We start from the raw sequence: 22,821 nt of genomic DNA on the forward strand, positions 1-22,821 counted from the left end.
GCCGCAAAAAGTGCCATCCGGCTGCCAAAAACCCTGCATTCCGTCTGAGGCATGACTGCCTCAGACAAGACGAAAGCGCCGTCAGGACGGCGCGCCTCAGTTCAGTGCGTCGAACTTTGCGTCGCCAACGTTGATATCGCCGAGTGTGCGGAAGCTGATGCGTGCGCCGATCGACCAGTCGTTGGCGATCGATTGATTGCTGTCGCGCTCTTCCTTGTAGACCAGCGAGAAGATCGTATCCCGGTCATCATAGGTGATACCGACGCCATTGCGGGTGATGACATTGCTGTTCAGGTCGTAGGTAACCGAGCCGAACACCGACCAGTAATCGGCGAACTTATAGGCCGCCGCCGTCTGGATTTCATCCTGGTCCCTGGTCGAGCCATAAAGCGGCTGCGCCTGGATGCTGGTATAGGTCACGGCCGTCTGCCAGAGGATACCCTGGTAGCCGAGCGTTGCATCGGCCCGGCGCAAGTCCAGATTACGCTCGTCGAAGCGGCTGCTTAAACTTGCCGTGATGCCGGAAGGGGCATCGACGCCGACCATGGCGACATAGTCGGAGCGGTCGGTTTCCAGGCCGGAATTGGCGCCAGCCTTGACCAGGTCGTCGCTTGCAAACGAATTGACGCCACCAAGATGGAACGATTGTCCGGCAATTGCGCGCAGGGCGTAGCCGTTGCCAAGGGCGCCGGTATAGCGGACGCCCAGATTGGCGCGTGTACCGCCTTCGATGCGGTCATAGCCCGAGAACTTGTCGCGGTCGAACAGCGATGTTGCGTCGAACACGAAGCTCTGCGCATCCTCGTTCGGAAGGCCGCCGGCATATTCCTCGTTCGGCCGGGCGAAAATCTGTGCGATCGGCTCGATGATGTGACTACTGTACTGCGTCGTCAAAAGGATCGGGTAACGCGCGTCGATACCGGCCGTCAGCATCCGCCGCGTCGCCGCGTCGTCGCTGTCGAAGTTACCGGTATAGCCGACCGGGTCGGCCATCGACGATCCGATCAGATCGCCGCGGGCGGCAAGGATCGGCGTCAGCGACAGGCCGCCTGGAACGATGAAGTTGCGTTTCCATTCCAGGTCGGCAGTCAGGCGTTGATAGGTGCCCTCGAGACCGCGAAAGCGATCGACAATGCCGGGTATGATCAGGTCGTCCTCGCGATTGCGATTGACGTTGGTCAGATTGATATCCGCCGTCAGTTCGCCGCCAAGCACCGGTTCCGGGTGCGTGTAGGAATAGTCGAGAACCTGGGCAACGGCCTGCTTGTTTTCGGCAAGGCTGTCGGGATCCGCATCCTGGATGTCGAAATAGAAGGCGCGCGCATCGAAGGAATTGCGCTTGCCGAGACCGGACAGATAGGCCTGGTTCGTAAACGTCGTTCCGTCAAAGGTCGAAAGCTCGTAGGTCTTGGCGAAGTTGTTGTCGCTCTGAACGAGAACATCCCAGCCGAAAGCCCATCGCGGATTGATCTCGAACGTGCCCTTGGAGCCGATCATGCCGCGGTTGGTTTCCCGGGCATCGACAGTATTGCCGGTGAAACTGCTGCGGTTGAGCTGGCTGATGCCGGCCATGCTGAGAATATGTTCGCCATTTGCAAAGCGCTGGCGGAACTCACCCTGCAGCAGAAAACCCTGACGGGTCAGGCCGGTCGCTGTAACCGTCGCATCCATATAAGGCGAAATCGCCCAATAGTAGGGGACGCTGATGCCCGCTCCGAGCTTCTGGGTATAGCCGAATTTCGGAAACAGGAAGCCGCTCTTGCGCTTGATCGTCTGGTCCGGAACTTCGAGCACCGGCAGATACAGGATCGGCTTGCCGAACAGCTCGAACCTGGCGTTCTCCATACGGATCGTATGGGTCCTGCCATTCTGGACGATGCGCTGCGCCTTGACGTGCCAGAGCGACTTGTAGTCGGGATTGGTCGCGCAGGGCGTGCAGGCGGTATAGACGGCGTTGTTGAGGATCATCTCCTCGCCATTGCGCCGCTCGCCGGTTACGGCTGCAAGCTTGGTCAGGTCGGTGGTTTCGACGCGCAGCCGCTCGATGAAGCCGTTGCCGAAATCATCGGTCACGTCCATCTGGTCGGCATAGACCTTGTTGCCGCCGGGCTCGATCAGCTCGATTTGACCGGTCGCAATGATGCGCCCGGTCTTCTGGCTGTATTCGACCTGCTGGGCGACCATCTGGTAGCCGCCATAATTGATCTGAACTGCGCCGCGCACGATCACGCGCTCGGCGTCCTTGTTGTAGACAAGTTCATTGGCCGACAGAAGCATCTTGGCATCGTCAGGCATCTTGGGATTGAACGAATCGATCTTGGTTTCTTGTGCCCATGCGGGTGCGATCGGAGTCAGCGCCTGGAGCGCAACACCGGAAAGCAGAATGGCCGCCAGCAGCCTGATATGTTTGCGGTTGCTTGCCGCCACTAGCCATCCTCCTCATGCAATAGAATCGTCGAGCCCAACGCCATCGCTACAACAACTGGCAACCAGGCTGCAACGAACGGAGGCACTATGCCGCTGCTCCCGAATGCTTTGACAAGCACGGTGACGACATAAAGCACGAAGCCCGACAGGATTCCACCGAGAATTACCGGTCTCGATTGGTTAAACCGGCTAAATTTTAAAGAGACGCTTGCAGCGATCAGAGTCATTGCGACCAGAAGCAGTGGAAGCGCCAGCATGGAATGGAATTGGGTTTCCATTGCGTTGGTTGGGAAGCCAAACGACTTCGCCACTTCAATTTTTCGTCTCAAGTCGAAAAATTGAATAGAATCAGCCTTCGTCAGCGTTTCCTGAACGAACTCCGGCTTCAGGTGCGTCGGCAGTTGTACCGTTGCAATACGACGTGGCAGTTCCCCGTTGCGGGTTTCCGTCACGTTGTTAAGAAGCCAGTAACCATCTTCCAGTTTTGCCGAGGCGGCGTCCTGCCTCGAAACGATCGTACCGAGCGGATCGAAATGGATCACTGTCACGTTGACCAGTGTCTTGCCTTCGTCCTGGACGGACCGGGCACCGATGATCGTATCGTCGTTCCCGTAGATCTGGCGCAGCCAGGGGATGGAGATCGCCGACGCGGCCGAGGACGAGCTGCCCCATTCGGCCTCAAGCGCTTCTGCCTGTTTTGTTCCCCACGATGCGATCGGATTGAGTGCGACCACCGTTCCAATTCCAAACAGGAACGCGCCGATCACGAAGGGCTGCAGGAACTGCCACGCTGAAATCCCGGCGGCGCGCGTCACCACCAGTTCATAGCGGCGATTGAGCGAAATCAGCGACGCCATGCCGGCAAACAGGGCAACGAACGGCACCGTTTGCTGTAGGATCGTTGGAATGCGGAATGTCGTCATCAACAGCGCGCCGAGGACCGAATAGCGCGGTAGCTGCGACATCCGGTTGGAAAGCTCGCTAAAGTCGATGATGAAGATCAACGCGAAGATACCGGCGAGGAACCAGAATGTGGTGATCGCGTATCGCTTCAAAAAATAACGCCCGAGCGTCGTGAAGATCATTTCACCTGGTTCCCGTCAGATGCCGGGGTGGCCTTGGTCAGGCGCAGGCGAACCAGAATCTCCTTGACCTTCTGCTCCAGTGTGAGCGGAATTTCAAGCCGTCTGTTGCCCATCAGCTGGCGTATCGTCAGATAGCCGGTGCCAAGCGGGATCAGATACATGATCGGGATGAAGAAGCGTGATTCTTCTGCACTGTTGGCCGCATAGAATGTCGTCCAGCGGATGAACAGGCAGGTCAAAAGCGCCGTGATCATCGGATGGACGCGAGCCTCCCGGTGCGACCGAGCATCGCTGCTGAAAACCAGCGCGATCAGGGCAAACAGCAGCGGATATGTCCATTCGGTGAAGCGGCGATGCAGTTCGGCCGTAAAAGATTCCGGATTTTTCACATAAACCGGATCCTTCGGGTCAGGGTTGATCAGGAAGGGCAGGTCGCGGTCCTTGGCGCGGATCGTTGCCTGGCCGGCCGATTTGGTCATGTCGGTCAGGTCGAAGGCGTAGCTGTCGAATTTGATGATCGAGACGTTGCCATCCGGCAGCTTGCGGTGCACTTCGCCATCCTTCATCACCAGCGCCGAGCCGCTGTCGTCGACGGCGCCCTCGCGGGCGTAATAGACGAGTTCATAGGCCGGATCGCGCGAATCGGCGACGAAGATGCCGTGCAGGACGCCGCCGTTGCGCCGTGAGGCAACCTGCACATAGAGGCCATCGGTAATCTTGCGGAAGGTGTTTTCCTGGACGACCGAGGACAGAAGGTCGGCATGGGCTGTGGCGATCATCTTGCGCACGGCCATGCGTGAATAGGGCTCGACGAAGTTATCGACGGTGAACGACACGGCGCTCAGGGCAAGACCGAGATAGATCACCGGGCGGATGATGGTCATGCGCGAACTGCCGGCGGCATTCAGGACAGTCAGCTCCGAATCGGCATTCATCGCTGTCAGCGTCTGCGCCACGCCGATCACCAGCGCGAAGGGAAGAATAAGCGGAATGATCGAGGGCAGGATCAGCGTTGCAAGACGCATGAAAGCCAGCGTCGACTGGCCGCTATCGGTGACCAGATTGACGCTGGTCAGCGCCTGCGTCGTCCAGACAATCGCCATCAGCGGCAAAAGCGTGGCAAAGAACATGCCCGTTGCCCGCTTCAGGATATAACGTTCGATCAACTTCATGCGGGGTCCTGGCCCATTTTCCTGCCGTCCGTCCGGTTGCCTGCCGCCAGTCTGGACATGGCTGAGCCTGATGTCCCTATCGCGTTGAATGAACCGGTTTGCATGTTTTCCACGATAACGAAATTGTAAAGGAGCAGGGCTAAGGCTCGGCAAAGAATGATGGTTAACAGCATGTAAACATAAGGGAGCGCCTTGCCAAGGTCATCGAAACCAACAACGGTGCATGAACCTGTTTCCGGGCTTGCGGTTGATGGCGAATGTTTGCCACTGTAACCCCCATGTAACAGACTGGCTTCGGCCCAAGGCAATTCTGGAGTTTCTTCATGTCATTGAAATTCGAAATCGGTTTCAGCAAGTCGGCCCGCCTGTCGGGCGGCCTGGCAATCTTGCTCAAGACTCTTGACGGAAAAGAGGCGGCCGGTGCTGCGGAAGCCGATCCGGATGCGATCATTGCCAAGGCCGCGCGAATCGCCAAGTTCAAGGCAAAATCGCTCCGTGCGCTGGACATCGTTGCGCCGCAGGGCGCGCCTGTCGATCGTATCCTGGTGCTCGGCATCGGCGATGGCGCCGACCTAACGGCGCATGACTGGCTGAAAGCCGGCGGTGCGGCAGCGTCGAAAACCCGCGGTGCGGAAAAGGTGGTAATTTTTCTTGATGCGCCCGGTCTCGAGGTGTCCGGCAAGGCGGCGGCCGATTTTGCCCTCGGCATGGAAATGAATGCCTATAGCTTCGACACCTACAAGACGACCAAGAAGGACGATGACGACCAGAAGAGCCCGCCGAAACCGGTCAAGGTGACCATCGTTACCGGCGCCGTTATCGCCGCCAAGAAGGCCGCGGTTTATTCGCAGGCGATCGCCGAGGGTGTGTTCATTGCGCGTGACCTGGTCAACGAACCCGCCAACATTCTCGGCCCCGTCGAATTCGCCGCCAAGGCGAAAGAGCTGGAAAAGCTTGGCGTCGAAGTCGAAATCCTCACCGAACGGGAAATGAAGAAGCTCGGCATGGGCGCACTGCTCGGCGTGGCGCAGGGCTCGGTGCGGCCGCCACGGCTGGCGATCATGCAGTGGAAGGGCGGCAAGCCGAAGGACCGGCCGGTCGCCTTCGTCGGCAAGGGCGTGGTGTTCGACAGCGGCGGTATTTCAATCAAGCCGGGTGCCGGCATGGAGGAAATGAAGGGCGACATGGGTGGTGCGGCCGCCGTCACCGGCCTGATGCACGTGCTGGCAACCCGCAAGGCCAAGGCCAATGTCGTCGGGATTATCGGCCTGGTGGAAAACATGCCGGATGGCAACGCCCAGCGTCCGGGCGATATCGTCACCTCGATGTCTGGCCAGACCATCGAGATCATCAATACCGACGCCGAAGGCCGGCTCGTGCTGTGTGATGCGCTGTGGTATTGCAACGACCGCTTCAAGCCGCAGTTCATGATCAATCTGGCGACCCTGACCGGTGCCGTTATGGTGGCGCTCGGCAGCCATCACGCCGGCCTGTTCACCAATGACGACCGGCTGGCCGGCCAGCTGACCGCAGCCGGACTGACGACGCAGGAGCGCCTGTGGCGCCTGCCGCTCGGCAAGGAATATGACAAGATGATCGACAGCAAGTTCGCCGACATGAAGAACACAGGCGGCCGTTATGCCGGTTCGATCACCGCCGCCCAGTTTCTCAAGCGCTTCGTCAAGGACACGCCGTGGGCGCATCTCGACATTGCCGGCACCGCGATGGGCTCGCCGACCGACGAGGTCAACCAGTCCTGGGCGTCCGGTTTCGGTGTTCGTCTGCTTGATGAACTCGTTCGCTCCAATTACGAGAGCTGACCGGCGACGTGACCGAAATCCTGTTCTACCACCTGACCGAATCCAAGCTCGAAGACGCGCTGCCGCCCCTGCTTGACCGCTGTGTCGAGCGCGGCTGGCGCGTCGTGGTGCAGACGTCGGATGACGAGCGCCGCGACATGCTCGACAACCATCTGTGGACCTATCGCGACGACAGCTTTTTGCCGCACGGCACCGATGCGACGGAGTTTTCCGGTGACCAGCCGATCTTGCTGACTGCTGGTGACGGTAACGCCAACAGTGCCACCGTTCGCTTCATCATCGACGGCGCTGTGCCACCGCCGGTCGGCACCTACGAGCGGGTGGTGTTCATGTTCGACGGCTATGATCAGGAACAGCTTGAAGGCGCGCGGGCGCACTGGAAGGTGCTGAAAGGCGAGGGGCATGCGCTGACTTATTGGCAGCAGAATCAGGATGGGCGCTGGGTGAAGAAGGCTTGATGCTTTCACGCATTAAACGAAAAAAGCCAACGATCGCTCTATTATGTGGAAGGCGTGTTGCCGCAGGAAACGGTTGTGAAATTCGAATTTATGCTACCACCGTTTGTGACGCAACGTCGGCTGTGCGGCAAAATAATCGTGAAGTTGATTGGCCTTAAAGGCATTTCTATCGGCGAACAAATTCGTCGCCATACACTCAGCCTCCGTCCACCAGTGGTCGACAACTGAACAAAAGCAAAAGGTACACCCAGACTGCCAATCTCTTGGTCGCTCATATCGGGAAGTGGCACTGGTGCGAATAGTGGCGATCATAATGCTGCTCAGATAAGGTGGTCCAGAACTACTTCCATGCCATGGCCCAGGGTTGGTTTAGAACAGCATTGCTCCGCCTGATGAGAAGCGTTATCTGCGGGTACAAGGGCCTGCATCGATCCAAGCAAAATGGAAGCAAGGCCGGCAGCGCTTAGGATGATGGACCGATGGCCCGCAAAAACAGAGACGAATTGGCTTCATGGGACGTGGCGGTGCCTGAGCCGGTGCTTTGTCCAATGTGCGAGCGCGTGATCCCGGATGATCAGCAAGACGAGCATCATCTCGTCCCCAAGAGCAAAGGTGGCAAGAAAACCGTTTGCCTGCACCGTATCTGCCACGACCAGATACATGCGATTTTTACTGATGCCCAACTCGCCAAGAAGTTCTCCACGATCGAGGCCATTCTTGAAGACCCTGCGGTGCAAACATTCGTTGCCTGGGTAAAAAGCAAGCCTCCAGGTTTTTCGGATTCGGCGAAGGAATCACGACAGTCGTCGGGTCGAGGCAGAGGGCGCAAGCCTTAACCGGCAACGGCAGGTTTGCGCCAGTAAGAGACATCGGTCCTAATGTAGAGAATATTAAATGCCGGATGACGCAGCCAATCCCAGTGTTGCCCGTGGCCTTTACCGGCTCAGTGTATTCTTCGGATGTGTCGCTTTTGTCGCATTTTTTCTGTGGGAGGTGTATAGCACGGCCGCTGCCGTTAGCCGGCTTTCAGCCGCAGCAGATAATTTCCCCTATATCGAGAGGTGTGATGCCAATGGCAATCTGATCGAGACAGGAGAACCGAACTGCGTTGACCTCGGCCGCTATCTGTTTATCAACGGTCCTGTTCTCAAGGCTCTTCGCAGGCCCTGCGGAGGACGTGATTATCTCCCAGGTGTCGTCGTACTTGAGGAGGGAGCCGCATCGAGAAAAGATATTGTCAGCGTGGAAAAAGCCCTGAGTTATCGAAAACGCAACAGGGGAAGGATGCCTTGCTAGCCGTCTACCGCGTTGCGCTGATAAAGGTTGCTGGCAGTCTCCTCACAATGGCTGCAATGGGCCGAAAGCGGACGCCGTGCCATTGTTGTAAAATGGGCGTCCGACGACAACCGAGTGTGCCGGATGCTGGATGCAGATATTTTCAGCGCGTAAAATCGCTCACAATGTCTGCGTTATAGCCGGTTCGATGTCAAAACAGGCGTTGGCCGTGGATCGCTCCACGGCCTTTTTATTTTTCAGGTAGCCTGCAGGCTCAATCGAAAAACGCATCCACGAACTTGCGCCGTCCCAGCATGAAGGCATCGGCCACGTGCCGCAGCGGCGCCAGATCGACGTCCGATGTCTTTGCCTTGATGATGTCGGCGAAGCGGGCGTAGAGGGCCGGGTATTCCTGCTCCGGCTCGTCATGCACCAGCTTGCCGTCGATCGACAGCTTGGCGCCACCTTCGGCCAGCACCATCATGCCGGCGTCGGTTTCGGCAACGATATCCCAGCTCTGGTGGCCGGTCTGGCGCCAGTCGAATTCGGCGGAAACCGGCAGATTGTTGGCGTCGCTGAAGACGATCGAGGCGGCAATCGGCGCGTCGCGGTTTTCCGGGAACTCCAGCGTCGCCGAGGTGATGAACAGCGGGTTCGGCAAGATATGCGTGACGATCGATAGGGCGTTGATTCCGGGATCGAAGACGCCGAGACCGCCGGCGGCCCAAATCCAGTCCTGGTTAGGATGCCAGTGGCGCACGTCTTCCTTCCAGATCACCTTGACGTCGTTGATCTTCGTCGAGGCAAGGAAAGACTTTGCCGCTTCGACGGCCGGCGCATAGCGCGAATGCCAGCTGGCAAACAGCGACAGGCCCTTTTCGTCGGCCAACGCCTGAAGGTCGGCGACTTCGCTCAACGTCGCACCCGGCGGCTTTTCCAGGAACACATGCTTGCCGGCCTCAAGTGCGGTACGGGCAGCAGCATAGCGGAACTGCGGCGGCATGCAGAGCGACACGGCATCGATGGCCGGAACCGCGTCGAGCATGGCTTCGATTGACTTGAAATTGTCGATGCCATCGACGACGCCGTGGCGGCTGGCGGCAGCGATCAGCTTGTAATCCGCATTCTTGGCAATGGAAGGAAGATGCTGGTCGCGGACGATCTTGCCGACGCCGACGATCGAGATATGGATGGGACTCATGGTGCTTCGCTCGATTTGTATGACTTTTATGGTGGGCTTTTGTATCAGAAAGACAATCGCGGGCAAGCGCCTGTCGCTTGCGCTAACGATGACCTGACGACAATCGTCACTGCGGGTGGTGGACAATAGCCAAGTTGCGCTATTTGGGTAGTCTGCAATGTCAAACAGGAGTGCCCATGCCCCCGATCATTCGAAAAGCCGGCCGAGCCGATCTTGATGTCCTGATCGACTGGGCGGCCAGAGAGGGCTGGAACCCCGGTATCGACGATGCAGCGGCCTTCTGGGCGGCAGATCCGGACGGTTACTGGATTGCCGAGGAGGACGGCGTCATGGCCGCAGCTCTGTCGCTGGTGCGTTACGATGAGACCTATGCGTTCCTCGGGTTCTACATGGCGCATCCGGACTATCGCGGGCAGGGGATCGGTCTTGCCCTTTGGCAACGGGCACTGGCGGAGGCGGGCAGCCGCACGGTCGGGCTTGATGGCGTGGTCGCCCAGCAGGACAATTATTGCAAGTCGGGCTTCGTCTACGCCCATGCCAACTTCCGCTATGGCGGCGAGATCCAGTGCACCGAGCCGCCCGGCACCGAGCTGGTCTCTGTCTCTCCCGTTCTTGTGCCGATGCTGGCCGATTATGATGCGCGGTTCAATCCGGCAAGAAGAGATGCGTTCCTGCGCGAGTGGCTGAAGGCAATGGATACGCGCGAAAGCTTTGCGCTGCTGCGCAATTCCGAAATTGCCGGCTACGGCACCATCCGCGCCTGCCGCGAGGGCCACAAGATCGGTCCGCTGTTCGCCGACAGCGAAACGAATGCCGACCTGATTTTCCGCAAGCTGGTAACCAGTGTTGGGGGCGGCCAGGTCTATCTCGATATCCCCGAGCCCAATGCCGCAGCCCGCGCGCTGTGTGATCGCTACAATCTGAAGCCGGTGTTTGAAACGGCGCGGATGTATCGCGGTCCGGTGCCGGACCTGCCGCTGGGTCAGTTTTACGGCATTACCACGTTCGAGCTGGGATAAAGGTTGGGATCAGTTCCAGAAGGGCAGCTGGCGATGGCTGCCGAAGACGATGATGCTGACGAAGACGGCGATCACCAGAAGGGCGACCAGCACCCAGAACAGGCGGCCGGATGTCTCAGCTTCGTCGACGAAAACCGGCTCCTTGTTGCGCAACGCATTCATGGCGTGCCTGGGATCTCCCCATTTGACGCGCCGGAACCGGAAGGCATTTTGGGTTTCGTTCTTCATGGAGCGGAAAGTTAAAGCCTCGATTTGAACGGTGGGTTAAAGGTTTTGGTAAAATTTTAGCGTTCGCTTGTGGATGAGCGCTCGTCCGGTGCCTGCACGGAGCGGCTATCGCTTTCGGGCCATGGCCTTGCGCAGCGCTGCAAAGACACGCTCATCCTGCGACTGAGAGACATTGAACCGCAAAAAGCTGGTCGCCGATTGCGACAGGCTGAAGACGTTACCGGGGGCCAGGACGATATTGTCTGCCAGTGCTTCCCGGGCGATATCCGCCGAATCAAGTCCGTCCGGCAGCCGGCTCCACAAAAACATCCCGGCCTGCGGCTCGATCCATGGCACGAGCCCGAGGTTTTTCAGCCGGATGTTGACCTCAGTCATGGCGCGGGAGAGGCGCAAGCGTAAGCCCTCCATGTGTTTGCGGTAGCTTCCGTCGCGCAGCACATTCAGCACCAGTTCGGCGGTGAGGGGGCCGCCGCCAAATGTGGTGGCGATCTTCAGGTCGATCAGCCCCTCGATCCAGTCCGGCCGGGCGGCGATAAAGCCGCAGCGCGCCGAAGCCGACAGGGTTTTGGAAAAGCTGCCGATATGGATGACGCGCTCAAGCCCATCGAAGGCGGCAAGCCTTGGGGCGGCAACATGCTCGAAATCGGCGAAGATATCGTCCTCGATAATGGTCAGCCCCGCCTGTTCGGCCAGTTTCAGTACGCGGTGCGCCGTCACCAGCGATAACGTCGCTCCGGTCGGGTTGTGGATAGCGGAATTGGTGATGTAGAGCCGCGGCTTGTGCTCCTGCAGCACCTTGGCAAACTGCTCGATATCCGGGCCGGTGGGCGTATAGGCAACGCTGACGATGCGGGCGCGGTGGGCGCGCAGCAGCGCATGAAAATTGAAATAGCAGGGATCGTCGATCATGACGGTGTCGCCCGGCTCGAGCAGGAACCGGCACATGAGATCCAGCGCCTGCGTTCCCGATTCCGTCAGCATAATCTGGTCCGGCGATGCGTCGATGCCATGATCGCCCATGCGGCGTGCGATCAACTGGCGCAGCGGTGGCAGCCCAAGTGGCGCTCCATACTCAGCAAGCGAGGCGCCGTCGGCGCGCGCCAAGATTCGCAGGGCGCGGCGTACGCCGTCATCCGGTAACCAGGAGGGCGGAAGCCAACCGCATCCCGGCTTGAGATCATTGCTGCCCGCATCCAGCGACTGGCGCGACACCCAGAAGGGATCGACCGCCCGGTCCAGTTTCGGTCCGATTTCCGACAAGGCGAGGGGCACTGCCTGGCTTGCCACGTAGAAGCCGGAGCCCGGACGTGGCTGGATCACGCCTTCGGCGGCAAGGCGGTCATAGGCTTCGACCACGGTGGACGTGGAGACCTGCAGGGTTCGGGCAAACGCCCGGATCGACGGTAGTTTGTCGCCTGCCGTCAGGCTGCGTCCGGCAATGCGCTGCCTGATCGCGGCGATAACCGCTGCAATACGGGTGCCATTCGTCGCCTCGTTGTTCATCTGTACGTGATCCGATACCATAACAGTTTCGCCAAACTGTATATGACTGTTGCTGGTATTGCCAGCCACCACCGCCGATAAGAGCGCAACGAAGGAGCGTTGAATGGACCGGATGGCGAGCGGATGGATCAACGGATTGATCGGCGTGGTGATCTTCAGCGGCTCGTTGCCCGCGACGCGCGTGGCGGTGATGCAATTGGACCCGGTGTTCCTGACGGTGGCGCGCGCGGCGATTGCCGGATTGCTGGCACTTTGCCTGCTTGTCGTCTTCCGGCAGAAACGGCCCTCGCGCGGCGATATCGTCTCGCTCGTCGTCGTCGCCCTCGGGGTCGTCGTCGGCTTTCCGCTTTTGACGGCCTTGGCGCTCCAGCATGTCACCTCGGCGCATTCCATTGTTTTCGTCGGTCTGCTGCCGCTGGCGACGGCGATTTTTGGCGTGCTGCGTGGCGGTGAGCGGCCAAAACCCGCGTTCTGGATATTCTCGACGCTCGGTAGCGCACTGGTCGCCGGTTTTGCGCTCGTGCAGGGTGGAGCAGCGTCCCCTCTCGGCGACGGGCTGATGCTTGCCGCCATCATCGTCTGCGGGCTTGGTTATGCCGAAGGGGCAAAACTGTCGCGCACGCTCGGTGGCTGGCAGGTGATCTGCTGGGCACTGGTCCTGTCGCTGCCGGTGATGATGGCGCTGTCGCTTGCCTTCAGGCCGCCGACGTTTTCCGGCATTGCGCTGCCCACATGGCTGAGCCTTGCCTATGTGTCGCTGTTCAGCATGCTGATCGGCTTCATCTTCTGGTATCGCGGCCTCGTGCAGGGCGGCATCGCCGCTGTCGGCCAGCTGCAACTGCTGCAGCCCTTCTTTGGCCTGGCATTGGCGGCAACGCTGTTGCATGAACCGGTGAGCTGGATGATGCTGGCGGTCACTGTTGCGGTCATCCTTTGTGTCGCAGGCGCACGAAAGTTCGCCCGGTAGGAGCGGAAGCAACCTCCGCCCGGTAATGCACGATCAGCCCCGCCATTTCGCGTTGGTCAGCAACAGTGCCAGTACGGCGCACAGCAGGCCAAGGGATAATGGTAGCCCCTGGTGGCCGAAGAGTTGCATGGCCAGTCCTGCCGTGGGTGAGCCGATGATGCCGCCGATACCCCACATCGCCGCAAAGGCGGCGTTGCCGGCGATCAGGGCCTGGCCACTAAAACGTTCACCGAGTTGGATCAACGACAGGGTGTAGATCCCGAACGAGACCCCGCCCAGGCCGAAAACCAGCGGCCAGACGAGCCACGAACCGAAGACCAGCGGCAACAACAGGCAACCCGCCAGCGACATCAGGGCGCACATCAGCATGGTTCGCGCCGAGCCAAACGTCTCGGCTAAGCGCCCGAGCAAAATCTGCAGCATGGCATTGCCGGCGATGAAGCAGGTGATGAGCGCAACAATCTGCGGCTCGGTGCTGCCGAGTGCTGCGCCATAGACCGCAAACAGGGAAACCATGACCTGCTCGAAGGCGGCAGCGCTGAAAACCGCAAACAGCAGCAGCGGCGCCAGGGCGAAAAAGCCGCCAACGGATGTTGCCTGACCGTCATATGAGAGTTTCGGCAATCGCGGCACGACAGCAAGCACGATCATCCCGCACAGCAGGAAGGCGACGATTCCGACCATGAAGGGCGCCCAACCCTGCGTGCCGGCCAGCCCCAGTGAAATCGGCCCGACGGCAAAGCCCCCCGAAACGAGCGACGAATAGAGGCCCATGATGCGGGCCCGGCGTGCGGCTGGTGTGATCGAAATCAGCCAGGTCTCGCTGATGACGGAAAGCGGATTGGCAAAGACGCCAAGCAGGAAACGCAACGGCATCCAGGCCCAGACGTTTTGTGTCCCGGCAATCGCGGCGAGCGTGGCGGCCGCAAGGACCGAGCAGAGGATGGCAAGCCGCGCCCCGCCGCCTTTGCGCGTCAGTACCGGAATGAACGGCGCCGATACGACAAAGCCCAAAGGTGTCATCGCCGCTGACAAGCCAATCAGGCCGGAGGGTATTGCCTGCCGCTCGAGGATCAAGCTGAGCAGCGGATAGGTCAGCCCCTGCGCCACGGCGAATACCGTAACCGTCGCGATGATGCCGGCCATGGCGGCCCATGGGATACGGTCGTGCGGCGATGATGTCGTGCTTTCTGCGGTCATCTACGGTCCCTATGCCTCCCAGAATCGCTTGGCGATCTCCGCCTCGATCTGCCACCGCCTCAGACCGATATCGTCGATCAGATGCGGATTGTTCTCCGCTATCTGCTCGAGGTCCCAACGGAAGCGTCTTCGCGCGCGCCAGACAGAGATAAGCTGCCGGACGTTGGACAGGTTGTAGCGGCGCGACGCTGGCGCAGCACTCATGGGGAAACCCGGTTGCGCCACACGATGGTGGGGCGAAACAAGGGTGATGGTCTTGTTCATGGCAACCTCCATAGGGTTTGAGGATCAAAAGACCCTCGGCCTGATGAAGATGATGCTGCAGCATGTCAGCCGCGCCGTCGTTAAGCCCCGCCAAAAAGTTCGCAAAAACTTCCAAACGGACTATAGATGCGTCCTATGCGGGGATTGCGCTTTGCCTTTGGTCCGTTCGTGCTTGATCCGGGTGCGGGAACGCTCCTTCGGGGCCATGATCCCGTTGCCGTTGGTTATCGCGGGATAAAGCTGCTTGAGGCGCTGATCGGACGGCCCGGCGACATCCTCGGCAAAGGCGACTTGATGGATGCGGCGTGGCCTGGCATGGCCGTCGAGGAGGGCAACCTCACGGTGCAGATTTCGCAGCTGCGCAAGCTGCTCGGTCCGGCCGCCGACGGTGGCGAATGGATCGTCACTGTTCCGCGTATCGGCTATCGTTTTCTGGGCAGTGTCGAAAAACGCGGCGATGCTAAGCGAAAACCTTTGCCGCTGCCCGATAAACCATCGATAGCCGTGCTGCCCTTCGCCAATATCGGCGATGATCCCGGGCAAGAAACATTCGCGGATGGGCTGACCGAAGACCTGATCACCGACCTGTCCAGGACTGCGGGCCTGTTCGTCATCGCCCGGAATTCGGCCTTTTCCTACAGAGGAAAACCGATGGATGTGCGTGCGATCGCCGAAGACCTTGGCGTGCGCTATTTGCTCACGGGCAGCGCCCGGCGTGCCGCAGGCCGCGTGCGCATCAACGCCCAGCTGGTCGATGCTGATAGTGGTGATCATCTCTGGGCGGAACGCTTCGATCGCTCGCTGGATGATATCTTTGCCGTTCAGGACGAGGTGACAGCCAGGATCGTCGAGGCGCTGCTCGGGCACCTGCGCGCGCCGCTGCCGCGCAACCGGCCGAACAATATCGAGGCCTACGATCTGTGCGTGCGGGCGCGCAAGCTGATGGACGACACGCCGCAGAGTGCTCGTGAAGCGCATCTGATGCTGACGCGCGCGATTTCGCTCGATCCTGATTACGCCGAGGCCTATCGCTGGCTAGCCATGAACCACTGGATGGGCTGGGTTCACAGTGGCGGGCCGACGAAACCTGACCGTAGTGTCGCCCTGGAACTGGCGCGTAAAGCGGTGGCGCTGGATCCCAACGATGCCGGCTGCCGCTGGGTCCTGGCCTACCTTCTTGCCTATGAGCGCAGCTTTGCCGAGGCCGATGCGGAATTCGCCAGGGCTATCGCGCTCGACCCGAACGAAGCCGATACCTTTGCGGCGTTATCCGACATCATGGTCCTTGCCGGGCGGATCGAGGAGGGCGTTGAACATATTGCCAAGGCGTTCCGGCTGAACCCTTATCCGGCAAGCTGGTATTATCTGACGCTGGGGCAGGCACACTATGCGGCCCGCGACTACCACGCCGCCGTCGAGACCCTGCGCAGGGACGAGACCTACAGCACAAGCTCCCGCCGTTTTCTGGCGGCAAGCCTTGCGCAACTGGGCCGCCTTGACGAGGCACGCGCCGAAGCCGAGCTGTTCCTCGTCGGCAATCCGCACTTTACCACCCGCCACTGGGCCGAAACCGAACCGTTCCGTGATGCAGCGACGCTGGAGCATTTTGTCGATGGCTACCGCAAGGCCGGTCTGCCCGACTGAGATGCCGCCGGGATCCCTGGCCCGTCGATCTGAAAGTCGACTGCCACCCGAGGGCGGGGATGGCTGAAGCGGTCACCGGGGCGGTTCTTTGCCGGGCAGCGAGAGAAACGTCCTTACTTCGGTCTTCATCGAAGCATTCCGGCAGCAAGCGCGATATAGCAGGATGGAATTTGGCAATCCTTTGGACGCGGGACGATCATGACACCGGATACGATAAACCTGAAAAAGGAACTGGCGCTGCTGTTGGCGCTCGCCACGCTCTGGGGCGCTTCCTATACCTTCATCAAGATCGGCGTGGAGACCATTCCACCGATTACGCTGATTGCCACGCGCACGCTGATCGCCGGCCTGCTGCTGCTGGCAGTCCTGCGCGTGCGGGGGCTTTCCCTGCCGAAGGATAAAGCGACGTGGGGACGGTTTCTGTTTCAGGCCTGCCTGAACAGCGCCATCCCCTTCACCCTGATCGCCTGGGCGGAACAAACCGTCGATGCGGGACTTGCCGCCATCCTGAACTCGACGACGCCGATCTTTGCGTTCCTGCTCACTGCGGTTCTCACCCGCCACGAATCGGTGACGGGACGCAAACTGTTCGGCGTGATCGCCGGCATTGCGGGAATTACCCTTGTCGTTGGTCTGGAAGCATTGAACGGTGCTGGTGACCAGCTGCCTGCCCAACTCGCCATCGTCGCCGCAACGATCTGCTACGCGGGCGCTGCCATCTTCGGCCGCGGCTTCAAGTCGCTCGATCCGATGATGCCGGCGGCGGGGTCGCTGATCTGCGGCGCTGTCATCCTGATGCCGCTCAGTCTGGCGATCGAGCAGCCATGGACATTGGCGCCGTCCACGGCCTCGATTTTCGCCTTGCTGGGCCTCTCGGTATTTTCGACAGCACTCGCCTTCGTTATCTATTTCCGGCTTGTGCACACGCTGGGTTCCGTCGGCACGACGGCGCAGGCCTATCTGCGCGTGCCCATCGGCGTGGCGATCGGCGTCATTTTTCTCGGGGAAAGCATTAGCAGCACAGCTCTGGTGGGGCTTGCCTGCGTCATCACCGGTGTCATGGCCATGACCATCCCGGCCCGCAAGCGTGTTCCTGCCTGATCAGGCGCCGCCGTCCGTTTGGGCCTCAGTGTGCAGCCAGTGGATGAAACTCGCCGCCAGCGGATTTTGCATCATGCCGGGTGGAAAAATGACAAAATAGGCAAAGGTCGGCGGGCCGCCGATCGACAGGGCAAACGGCCGGACAAGCCGTCCGGCCGCCAGGTCGTCAGCCACGAGAGCCTCGTCTCCCAGTGCGATACCGTGCCCGTCGATGGCAGCCTGAATGGCAAGATGGGTATCGGTATAGTGAAGCCCCGGCTTCGGTTCGAAGCCCTCGATACCCGCCGCCAGCATCCACATATGCCAGTCCGGCCACACGACGCCTTGGCCGCTCCATGATTGTTGGATGAGCGTGTGCCGGAGAAGATCTTCCGGCGCGGTTAGCGGATGCTCGCCCTGAAGCAGCCTGGGGCTGCAGACCGGGTAGATGACATGATTAAACAGCCGCTCCGTGGACAGACCGGGATATGTTCCCGGGCCGAATTGGATGGCCACATCGATCTCGTTCCGATCGAAGTCCTGCATGCCGCAGGAGACATTCAGCCGGACATCGGCATGCGGTTCTTTCTTCAAGAACTGGTCGAGCCGGGGCACCAGCCATTTGGCGGCGATCGAGGTCGATGCGTTGACATTCAGCCGAACCTTCGTTTGCCCCTGGCTGCGTCTTGCGCGGGCGGCGGCATGGCGCAGCGCCGCCAATGCGTCCGACGCCGCCTCATGGAGGATGTCTCCGCCCGGCGTCAGTTGCAGCGAGCGGCCCTTGCGGACGAACAGCGTGACGCCGAGCTGCAACTCGAATTCCTTGATCTGATGGCTGACTGCGGCCGGGGTCAGGTTCAATTCCACTGCTGCACGGGTAAAGTTGAGATGCCGCCCGGCAGCCTCGAGCACCTGCAGGGACCGTGTGCCGGGAATGTGTCGGGTCATGGGGCGATCTTCAAATAAAACTAATAGATGGCACTAGAATTATTTGCTTCCGCACCTGCGCGCAATGGCCAATAGCTGGTCAAGGGCGAACAGCCATACGCCCGGCAAAATTTCAAATTTTCTTTGACAGAGGTCAGCATGCAGGCACGCAGCTCAGATGGTTTTTCCTTGGCGTTTACAGCCGCCTGCGTGGCGATGGCCAGCGTCACCTATGGCATGGGGCGCTATGCCTATGGCCTGTTCCTGCCGTCCATCCGGCAGGACTTTAATCTCAGCACTTTCGATCTCGCCATGATCGCCAGCCTCAACACGGCGGTCTATCTGCTGGCGACGGTGATCGCCTCGGGAGTTGCCATCTATTTCCGCCCGCGCACATTGATCGTGCTGGCAGGGCTCGTCACGACATCGGGTCTTCTCATCGCCGGACTGGCGGCAAGTTTTCCCGTTGCCGCCGGTGGCATCATTCTTGCCGGCGCTGGCGGCGGCATCCTGTCACCGGCGATGTTCGAAGCCATCGAAGCCTGGTTATCGGCGCGCTGGAAAGGCCGTGCGATCGCCGCCGTAAACGCAGGGGCAGCCCCCGGTCTCATTCTCACCGGTCTGGCTGCCTATTGGCTGCAGTCGTCCTGGCAGCAGGCGTGGATCGCCATGGCCGGCATCGGTCTGGCCGTCACGCTCTGGAACGCGTGGCTGCTTCCGGACCGGCGGCTTGCCCAGGCGCACGCGAAACCGAAACTGCCACTTCGCCCCGGGCTGTTTCTGCGGGCTGAGTGCATGCCGCTCTATTTGTCGCTGTTCGTCTACGGATTGCTGTTCAGCACCTATCTGACCTTCGCCGTCGATCTGATCCTCTCGACTGGAGGCTTGGTGTTTCCGGCTGACCGGCTGTTCTGGGTGCTTCTCGGCCTCGCCGGTCTGCCGGCGATGTTTACCGGCAGAGCCGTCAGCAGGTTTGGCGTCCGGGGGCTTTTGGCCGTGAGCCTGCCGGTCTGCGGCCTCTCCTATGCCTTGCTGGCAATGGCGCCCGGACATCAGACCGTCGTTCTGATCTCCGCCATCCTGTTCGGTGTGTCGTCGATCGCACCGGGAAACGGGTTTTTGGTCTGGGGGATTTCGCTGTTCCGCGAACGGCCTTCGGCAGGGACGGGAGCTGTGTTCGTCGCGCTGTCGCTCGCGACGATCGCCGGTCCGATCCTTGTCGGATTGTTTTCCGAGCGGATCGATCTGTTGTCCGTCTTCTACATCGTCGCGATGCTGTCGGTTCTGACGATCCCGCTTTCCCCGCGCGGCATGTTCGGCACGGAGGAAACGGTGGCCGGGGAGCCGCAACCGTCCTGAGTCCACCACGGCAATTCAACTTTGCGCAAGCAAAGGCGATTGCGCTGACCGGTCGTAGAACACGTCCGGTCAGCGACGTTACAAGCGATCAGCTTGCCATTGCCTGTTCGTATTCGTCGGACAATGTCATCCAATGTTCCTCGGCCTTGGCGAGCTTGGCGACGACTTCGGCGCGTTCCTTGACCTTGGCGGCTGCCTTTTCCGGGAACTTGTCGTAGAGGTCCTGGTCTTCAAGCTCCTTGTCGAGGCCTTGAATCTGTTTGTGCAGTTTTGCCGTCAAGGATTCGACATCGTTGATCTTTTTCTTCAGCGGCGCGAAGGTTGCGCGCTTGTCGGCATTGGCCTTGCGCTGCTCGGCCTTGCTCAGCTGCTCCTCGCCGCCGTTGCCCTTGTTTTTGCCGCCCTTGCCCTTGGAACTCTGGACGATGGTTGCGCGGTAGTCCTCAAGGTCGCCGTCATAGTTGGAGACGGTACCGTCCTTGACCAGCCACAGCCGGTCGGCCGTCGCCTCAATCAGGTGGCGATCGTGCGAGATCAGGATGACGGCGCCGGTATATTCGTTCAGCGCCTGGATCAGCGCGTTGCGGCTGTCGATATCCAGATGGTTGGTCGGCTCATCGAGGATCAACAAGTTCGGCGCATCGAAGGCGGCAAGGCCCATCAAAAGGCGAGCCTTTTCACCACCGGAGAGGTCCTTGGCGGGCGTGCTCATCTTGGCGGTCGCAAGACCCATCTGGGCGACGCGGGCGCGAACCTTGCCTTCGGTGGCACCGGGCATGCGCTGGCGCACATGCTCGACGGCATCGTGTTCGGGGATCAGGTCGTCCAGCTGGTGCTGGGCGAAGAAACCGATCTTCAGGCCGGGTGCCGTCTGGACCGAGCCGCCGGTGGCGGGCAGGCGGCCGGAGATCAGCTTGGCAAAGGTGGACTTGCCGTTACCGTTGGAACCGAGCAGCGCGATGCGGTCGTCGGTATCGATGCGCAGCGACATGTGCTGCAGGATTGGCTTGCCCGGCGTATAGCCGACGGTGCCGTTTTCCAGCGCGATGATCGGCGATGCGGCTTCCTTCTCCGGATCGGGGAACTTGAAGCCCTGGACGTGATCCTCGATGACCGACGAGACCGTGCCCATGCGCTCCAGCGCCTTGACGCGCGACTGCGCCTGGCGGGCTTTGGAGGCCTTGGCCTTGAAGCGATCGATGAACGCCTGCAGGTGCTTGCGGGCCGCATCGTTCTTGACCTTGGCCTTGGTCTGCAATTCCATCGCCTCGGCGCGCTGGCGCTCGAACTGATCGTAGGAACCGCGATAGAAGGTCAACTTCTGCTGGTCGAGATGGACGATGGCGTTGACGGCGGTGTTCAGCAGATCGCGGTCATGGCTGATGATGATGACCGTGTGCGGATACTTGCTGATGTAATCCTCAAGCCACAGCGTGCCTTCCAAGTCGAGATAGTTGGTCGGCTCGTCAAGCAGCAGAAGATCCGGCTCGGAAAACAGCACGGCCGCCAAAGCCACGCGCATGCGCCAGCCGCCGGAGAAGGACGAGGCCGGGCGCAACTGCGCGGCGGCATCGAAACCGAGGCCGGCGAGGATGCTGGCGGCGCGCGATTCGGCCGAATGGGCCTGGATATCGGCAAGCCGCATATGGATATCGGCAATGCGGTGCGGGTCGGTGGCGGTCTCGGCTTCGGCCAGAAGCGCCTCGCGCTCCTTGTCGGCCTTGAGCACGATCTCGATCAGCGGCTCCTCGGTGCCGGGGGCTTCCTGCGCCACCTGTCCGATGCGGGCGTTCTTCGGGATCGAGACCGAACCGGTCTCGGCTTCCATATCGCCGGTGATGATTTTGAACAGGGTCGACTTGCCGGCGCCGTTCTTGCCGACGAGGCCAGCCTTGATGCCGGCCGGAAGCGCAACGCTGGCCTGGTCGATGAGAAGGCGTCCGACAATGCGGGCCGAAAGATTATTGAGCGTGATCATGGCGGCGTTTTGGCCGAACTCGGCCCAGAAGGCAAGGGTTTGCCGCAGTGCAACAGGGTCAGGCGGCGTGCGGAGAGTAGGTTTTTTTCGTCCGGCCGCCGATTGCGGCGGAAAACACCAAAGTTCCCGGCTTGCCGCCGCTGCGCACGGCCCGAAGCGCAAGCTCGGCCTGGGTGAACAGATCGACCCCGCCGGATGCGGTAAACGCCATGGCGATGCCGGTGGATAGCGACAGTGCCTGTGTCGTGAACGCCCGGTTCGGCAAGGCCACCTGGACGCCTTCGACGGACATGCAGATGCGCTGCGCAATCGCCTCGGCATTGTCGGCCGAGACATCGTGGAAGATGAAGGCGAACTCGTCGGTGCCGATGCGGGCGACGAAATCGTTCTTCTTGACAGACTTGCGGAATTCCGGCGCCAGCTTCTTCAGCGCCTTTTCGACAGTCGTTGCACCATGGCGCTCGCCCATGTCGCGCAGGCCCTCGACGGTGACCAGCGCCAGCGCTGCCGGGCCGACGGCCTTGCCGTCGTCGTAAAGTGCCGTGAGCTTGGCCGAGAAGGCGATGCGGTTCGGCAAGCCGGTAACGGGATCGCGGGTGGCGGCCTTGCGCATCGTTTCGATATCGCTGTCGATGCCGCCGAGTTGGGTGACCGTCTCGTTCATCGCAGCGGCAAAGGCTTTTTCCTCGCGCTCGAACACCGCGACCGCATCGCGCAGGCGGGCGGCATCATCAGCGAAATCGGACATGCCGGCGACCGGATCGGTTTCCAGCCGGGTGATGAAACCGCGCAGCATCGCGGCAAAGACTTCCTTCTTGGCAATGCTGTCCTTCAGCGCATGGCTGACGGCGGAGATCGAGCGGGCGGTATCGGCGCGGATCGTGTCGGCCTCGATCGCGGCGAAGCCGGAGAGGTGATGTTTGATACCAATCTGCTCGATCTGGTTTTGCTGGGGGTGGGCGCCAAGCGCCGCCACGTCGCGGGTCAATTGCGGATGGCTGCCGGACAGGGCCTCGTAGAACAGTTCGTAATTGCGCGGGAAGGCGGCAACGCCAAGCTTGGCCATGGTCTGGGCGACCTTCAGCAGGATCGCGGCGTTCTGCGCCTGATTGCCATCGCTCTGGGGCTTGTCGGTCATCGCGTATCCCTTACAAAACCGCTTGATGTGCGGCGGTTGCAAGAGACAGCTGATAACGCATCGGGATTAAAAGACT

Annotated in this window: 20 protein-coding genes; 9 read left to right on the forward strand and 11 right to left on the reverse strand. The window is 60.5% G+C overall.

The annotated features are described in order from the left end of the window. Positions 1-96 precede the first annotated feature (96 nt). The 3 genes from ACQY8Q_RS19810 to lptF are packed head-to-tail and all read right to left on the reverse strand — an operon-like array spanning position 97 to position 4,684. On the reverse strand, positions 97-2,427 hold the full coding sequence (locus tag ACQY8Q_RS19810; RefSeq protein ID WP_428428129.1) for an LPS-assembly protein LptD: 2,331 nt from the start codon (positions 2,425-2,427) through the stop codon (positions 97-99). After that, entirely contained in the window at positions 2,427-3,512 is a 1,086-nt protein-coding gene (lptG, locus tag ACQY8Q_RS19815; RefSeq protein ID WP_428428130.1) for an LPS export ABC transporter permease LptG, read from the reverse strand. Before lptG ends, ACQY8Q_RS19810 begins: the two co-directional genes overlap by 1 nt. Then, complete coding sequence (gene lptF / locus ACQY8Q_RS19820) at positions 3,509-4,684, reverse strand: LPS export ABC transporter permease LptF (RefSeq protein ID WP_428428131.1); 1,176 nt, start codon at positions 4,682-4,684, stop codon at positions 3,509-3,511. Before lptF ends, lptG begins: the two co-directional genes overlap by 4 nt. 323 nt (positions 4,685-5,007) lie before the next feature. Here lptF and ACQY8Q_RS19825 point away from each other — a divergent pair, with 323 nt between their 5' ends. The 4 genes from ACQY8Q_RS19825 (at position 5,008) to ACQY8Q_RS19840 (ending at position 8,258) form a co-directional block, all read left to right on the forward strand. After that, positions 5,008-6,504, forward strand: a complete 1,497-nt coding sequence (locus ACQY8Q_RS19825) for a leucyl aminopeptidase (protein ID WP_428428132.1) — start codon at positions 5,008-5,010, stop codon at positions 6,502-6,504. 8 nt (positions 6,505-6,512) lie between these two features. Beyond that, positions 6,513-6,962 (forward strand): DNA polymerase III subunit chi, encoded by a 450-nt coding sequence (locus ACQY8Q_RS19830; protein WP_428428133.1) that lies wholly within the window; start codon positions 6,513-6,515, stop codon positions 6,960-6,962. Between the two features lie 479 nt (positions 6,963-7,441). Next, positions 7,442-7,798 carry an HNH endonuclease gene (locus ACQY8Q_RS19835; RefSeq protein WP_428428134.1) on the forward strand — a complete coding sequence of 119 codons (357 nt, stop codon included), beginning with the start codon at positions 7,442-7,444 and terminating at the stop codon, positions 7,796-7,798. 58 nt (positions 7,799-7,856) lie between these two features. Further along, positions 7,857-8,258, forward strand: a complete 402-nt coding sequence (locus ACQY8Q_RS19840) for a hypothetical protein (RefSeq protein WP_428428135.1) — start codon at positions 7,857-7,859, stop codon at positions 8,256-8,258. A gap of 253 nt (positions 8,259-8,511) precedes the next feature. Here the strand turns inward: ACQY8Q_RS19840 and ACQY8Q_RS19845 are convergent, their stop codons facing one another. Beyond that, positions 8,512-9,438 carry a Gfo/Idh/MocA family protein gene (locus tag ACQY8Q_RS19845; RefSeq protein WP_428428136.1) on the reverse strand — a complete coding sequence of 309 codons (927 nt, stop codon included), beginning with the start codon at positions 9,436-9,438 and terminating at the stop codon, positions 8,512-8,514. Between the two features lie 176 nt (positions 9,439-9,614). Here ACQY8Q_RS19845 and ACQY8Q_RS19850 point away from each other — a divergent pair, with 176 nt between their 5' ends. Further along, positions 9,615-10,457 (forward strand): GNAT family N-acetyltransferase, encoded by an 843-nt coding sequence (locus tag ACQY8Q_RS19850; RefSeq protein WP_428428137.1) that lies wholly within the window; start codon positions 9,615-9,617, stop codon positions 10,455-10,457. A 9-nt stretch (positions 10,458-10,466) separates the two neighbouring features. On the opposite strand, the gene ACQY8Q_RS19855 is transcribed toward ACQY8Q_RS19850, so the two are convergent. Together ACQY8Q_RS19855 and ACQY8Q_RS19860 are read right to left on the reverse strand one after the other, a co-directional pair. Beyond that, positions 10,467-10,619, reverse strand: a complete 153-nt coding sequence (locus ACQY8Q_RS19855; protein WP_428428138.1) for a hypothetical protein — start codon at positions 10,617-10,619, stop codon at positions 10,467-10,469. 171 nt (positions 10,620-10,790) lie between these two features. Continuing rightward, positions 10,791-12,209, reverse strand: a complete 1,419-nt coding sequence (locus ACQY8Q_RS19860) for a PLP-dependent aminotransferase family protein (protein ID WP_428428139.1) — start codon at positions 12,207-12,209, stop codon at positions 10,791-10,793. A gap of 82 nt (positions 12,210-12,291) precedes the next feature. Between ACQY8Q_RS19860 and ACQY8Q_RS19865 the strand changes: the two genes are divergently transcribed. Continuing rightward, entirely contained in the window at positions 12,292-13,155 is an 864-nt protein-coding gene (locus ACQY8Q_RS19865; RefSeq protein ID WP_428428140.1) for a DMT family transporter, read from the forward strand. A 33-nt stretch (positions 13,156-13,188) separates the two neighbouring features. On the opposite strand, the gene ACQY8Q_RS19870 is transcribed toward ACQY8Q_RS19865, so the two are convergent. Then, positions 13,189-14,355: an MFS transporter gene (locus ACQY8Q_RS19870; RefSeq protein ID WP_428428141.1), complete on the reverse strand. Its 1,167-nt coding sequence runs from the start codon at positions 14,353-14,355 to the stop codon at positions 13,189-13,191. Positions 14,356-14,364: 9 nt separating this feature from the next. Beyond that, a complete protein-coding gene (locus tag ACQY8Q_RS19875) occupies positions 14,365-14,619 on the reverse strand; it encodes a DUF1127 domain-containing protein (RefSeq protein ID WP_428428142.1) in 255 nt (84 codons plus the stop codon). A gap of 135 nt (positions 14,620-14,754) precedes the next feature. Here ACQY8Q_RS19875 and ACQY8Q_RS19880 point away from each other — a divergent pair, with 135 nt between their 5' ends. Both ACQY8Q_RS19880 and ACQY8Q_RS19885 read left to right on the forward strand, forming a co-directional pair. Beyond that, a complete protein-coding gene (locus tag ACQY8Q_RS19880; protein WP_428429829.1) occupies positions 14,755-16,263 on the forward strand; it encodes a winged helix-turn-helix domain-containing tetratricopeptide repeat protein in 1,509 nt (502 codons plus the stop codon). Positions 16,264-16,461: 198 nt separating this feature from the next. Continuing rightward, positions 16,462-17,364, forward strand: a complete 903-nt coding sequence (locus ACQY8Q_RS19885) for a DMT family transporter (protein ID WP_428428143.1) — start codon at positions 16,462-16,464, stop codon at positions 17,362-17,364. Here the strand turns inward: ACQY8Q_RS19885 and gcvA are convergent, their stop codons facing one another. Continuing rightward, a complete protein-coding gene (gcvA, locus tag ACQY8Q_RS19890; RefSeq protein WP_428428144.1) occupies positions 17,365-18,291 on the reverse strand; it encodes a transcriptional regulator GcvA in 927 nt (308 codons plus the stop codon). It abuts the gene before it with no gap. 138 nt (positions 18,292-18,429) lie between these two features. Between gcvA and ACQY8Q_RS19895 the strand changes: the two genes are divergently transcribed. Next, the gene (locus ACQY8Q_RS19895) at positions 18,430-19,629 is read left to right on the forward strand and encodes an MFS transporter (RefSeq protein ID WP_428428145.1); all 1,200 of its coding nucleotides are present in this window, start codon (positions 18,430-18,432) and stop codon (positions 19,627-19,629) included. Between the two features lie 88 nt (positions 19,630-19,717). On the opposite strand, the gene ACQY8Q_RS19900 is transcribed toward ACQY8Q_RS19895, so the two are convergent. Continuing rightward, positions 19,718-21,607 (reverse strand): ABC-F family ATP-binding cassette domain-containing protein, encoded by a 1,890-nt coding sequence (locus ACQY8Q_RS19900; protein ID WP_428428146.1) that lies wholly within the window; start codon positions 21,605-21,607, stop codon positions 19,718-19,720. 58 nt (positions 21,608-21,665) lie between these two features. Beyond that, positions 21,666-22,745, reverse strand: a complete 1,080-nt coding sequence (locus ACQY8Q_RS19905) for a GGDEF domain-containing protein (protein WP_428428147.1) — start codon at positions 22,743-22,745, stop codon at positions 21,666-21,668. Positions 22,746-22,821 lie beyond the last annotated feature (76 nt).

It is taken from the genome of Pararhizobium sp., from assembly GCF_965279435.1.
In the GTDB taxonomy this organism is placed as follows: domain Bacteria; phylum Pseudomonadota; class Alphaproteobacteria; order Rhizobiales; family Rhizobiaceae; genus Pararhizobium.

Excerpts from the sequence above, each read along its gene's own strand:
- lptG (WP_428428130.1), bottom strand. The coding sequence starts at position 3,512 with ATGATCTTCACGACGCTCGGGCGTTATTTTTTGAAGCGATACGCGATC.
- lptF (WP_428428131.1), bottom strand. The coding sequence starts at position 4,684 with ATGAAGTTGATCGAACGTTATATCCTGAAGCGGGCAACGGGCATGTTC.
- ACQY8Q_RS19825 (WP_428428132.1), top strand. The coding sequence starts at position 5,008 with ATGTCATTGAAATTCGAAATCGGTTTCAGCAAGTCGGCCCGCCTGTCG.
- ACQY8Q_RS19835 (WP_428428134.1), top strand. The coding sequence starts at position 7,442 with ATGGCCCGCAAAAACAGAGACGAATTGGCTTCATGGGACGTGGCGGTG.
- ACQY8Q_RS19840 (WP_428428135.1), top strand. The coding sequence starts at position 7,857 with ATGCCGGATGACGCAGCCAATCCCAGTGTTGCCCGTGGCCTTTACCGG.
- ACQY8Q_RS19845 (WP_428428136.1), bottom strand. The coding sequence starts at position 9,438 with ATGAGTCCCATCCATATCTCGATCGTCGGCGTCGGCAAGATCGTCCGC.
- ACQY8Q_RS19850 (WP_428428137.1), top strand. The coding sequence starts at position 9,615 with ATGCCCCCGATCATTCGAAAAGCCGGCCGAGCCGATCTTGATGTCCTG.
- ACQY8Q_RS19855 (WP_428428138.1), bottom strand. The coding sequence starts at position 10,619 with ATGAATGCGTTGCGCAACAAGGAGCCGGTTTTCGTCGACGAAGCTGAG.
- ACQY8Q_RS19860 (WP_428428139.1), bottom strand. The coding sequence starts at position 12,209 with ATGGTATCGGATCACGTACAGATGAACAACGAGGCGACGAATGGCACC.
- ACQY8Q_RS19865 (WP_428428140.1), top strand. The coding sequence starts at position 12,292 with ATGGACCGGATGGCGAGCGGATGGATCAACGGATTGATCGGCGTGGTG.
- ACQY8Q_RS19870 (WP_428428141.1), bottom strand. The coding sequence starts at position 14,355 with ATGACCGCAGAAAGCACGACATCATCGCCGCACGACCGTATCCCATGG.
- ACQY8Q_RS19875 (WP_428428142.1), bottom strand. The coding sequence starts at position 14,619 with ATGAACAAGACCATCACCCTTGTTTCGCCCCACCATCGTGTGGCGCAA.
- ACQY8Q_RS19880 (WP_428429829.1), top strand. The coding sequence starts at position 14,755 with ATGCGGGGATTGCGCTTTGCCTTTGGTCCGTTCGTGCTTGATCCGGGT.
- ACQY8Q_RS19885 (WP_428428143.1), top strand. The coding sequence starts at position 16,462 with ATGACACCGGATACGATAAACCTGAAAAAGGAACTGGCGCTGCTGTTG.
- gcvA (WP_428428144.1), bottom strand. The coding sequence starts at position 18,291 with ATGACCCGACACATTCCCGGCACACGGTCCCTGCAGGTGCTCGAGGCT.
- ACQY8Q_RS19895 (WP_428428145.1), top strand. The coding sequence starts at position 18,430 with ATGCAGGCACGCAGCTCAGATGGTTTTTCCTTGGCGTTTACAGCCGCC.
- ACQY8Q_RS19900 (WP_428428146.1), bottom strand. The coding sequence starts at position 21,607 with ATGATCACGCTCAATAATCTTTCGGCCCGCATTGTCGGACGCCTTCTC.
- ACQY8Q_RS19905 (WP_428428147.1), bottom strand. The coding sequence starts at position 22,745 with ATGACCGACAAGCCCCAGAGCGATGGCAATCAGGCGCAGAACGCCGCG.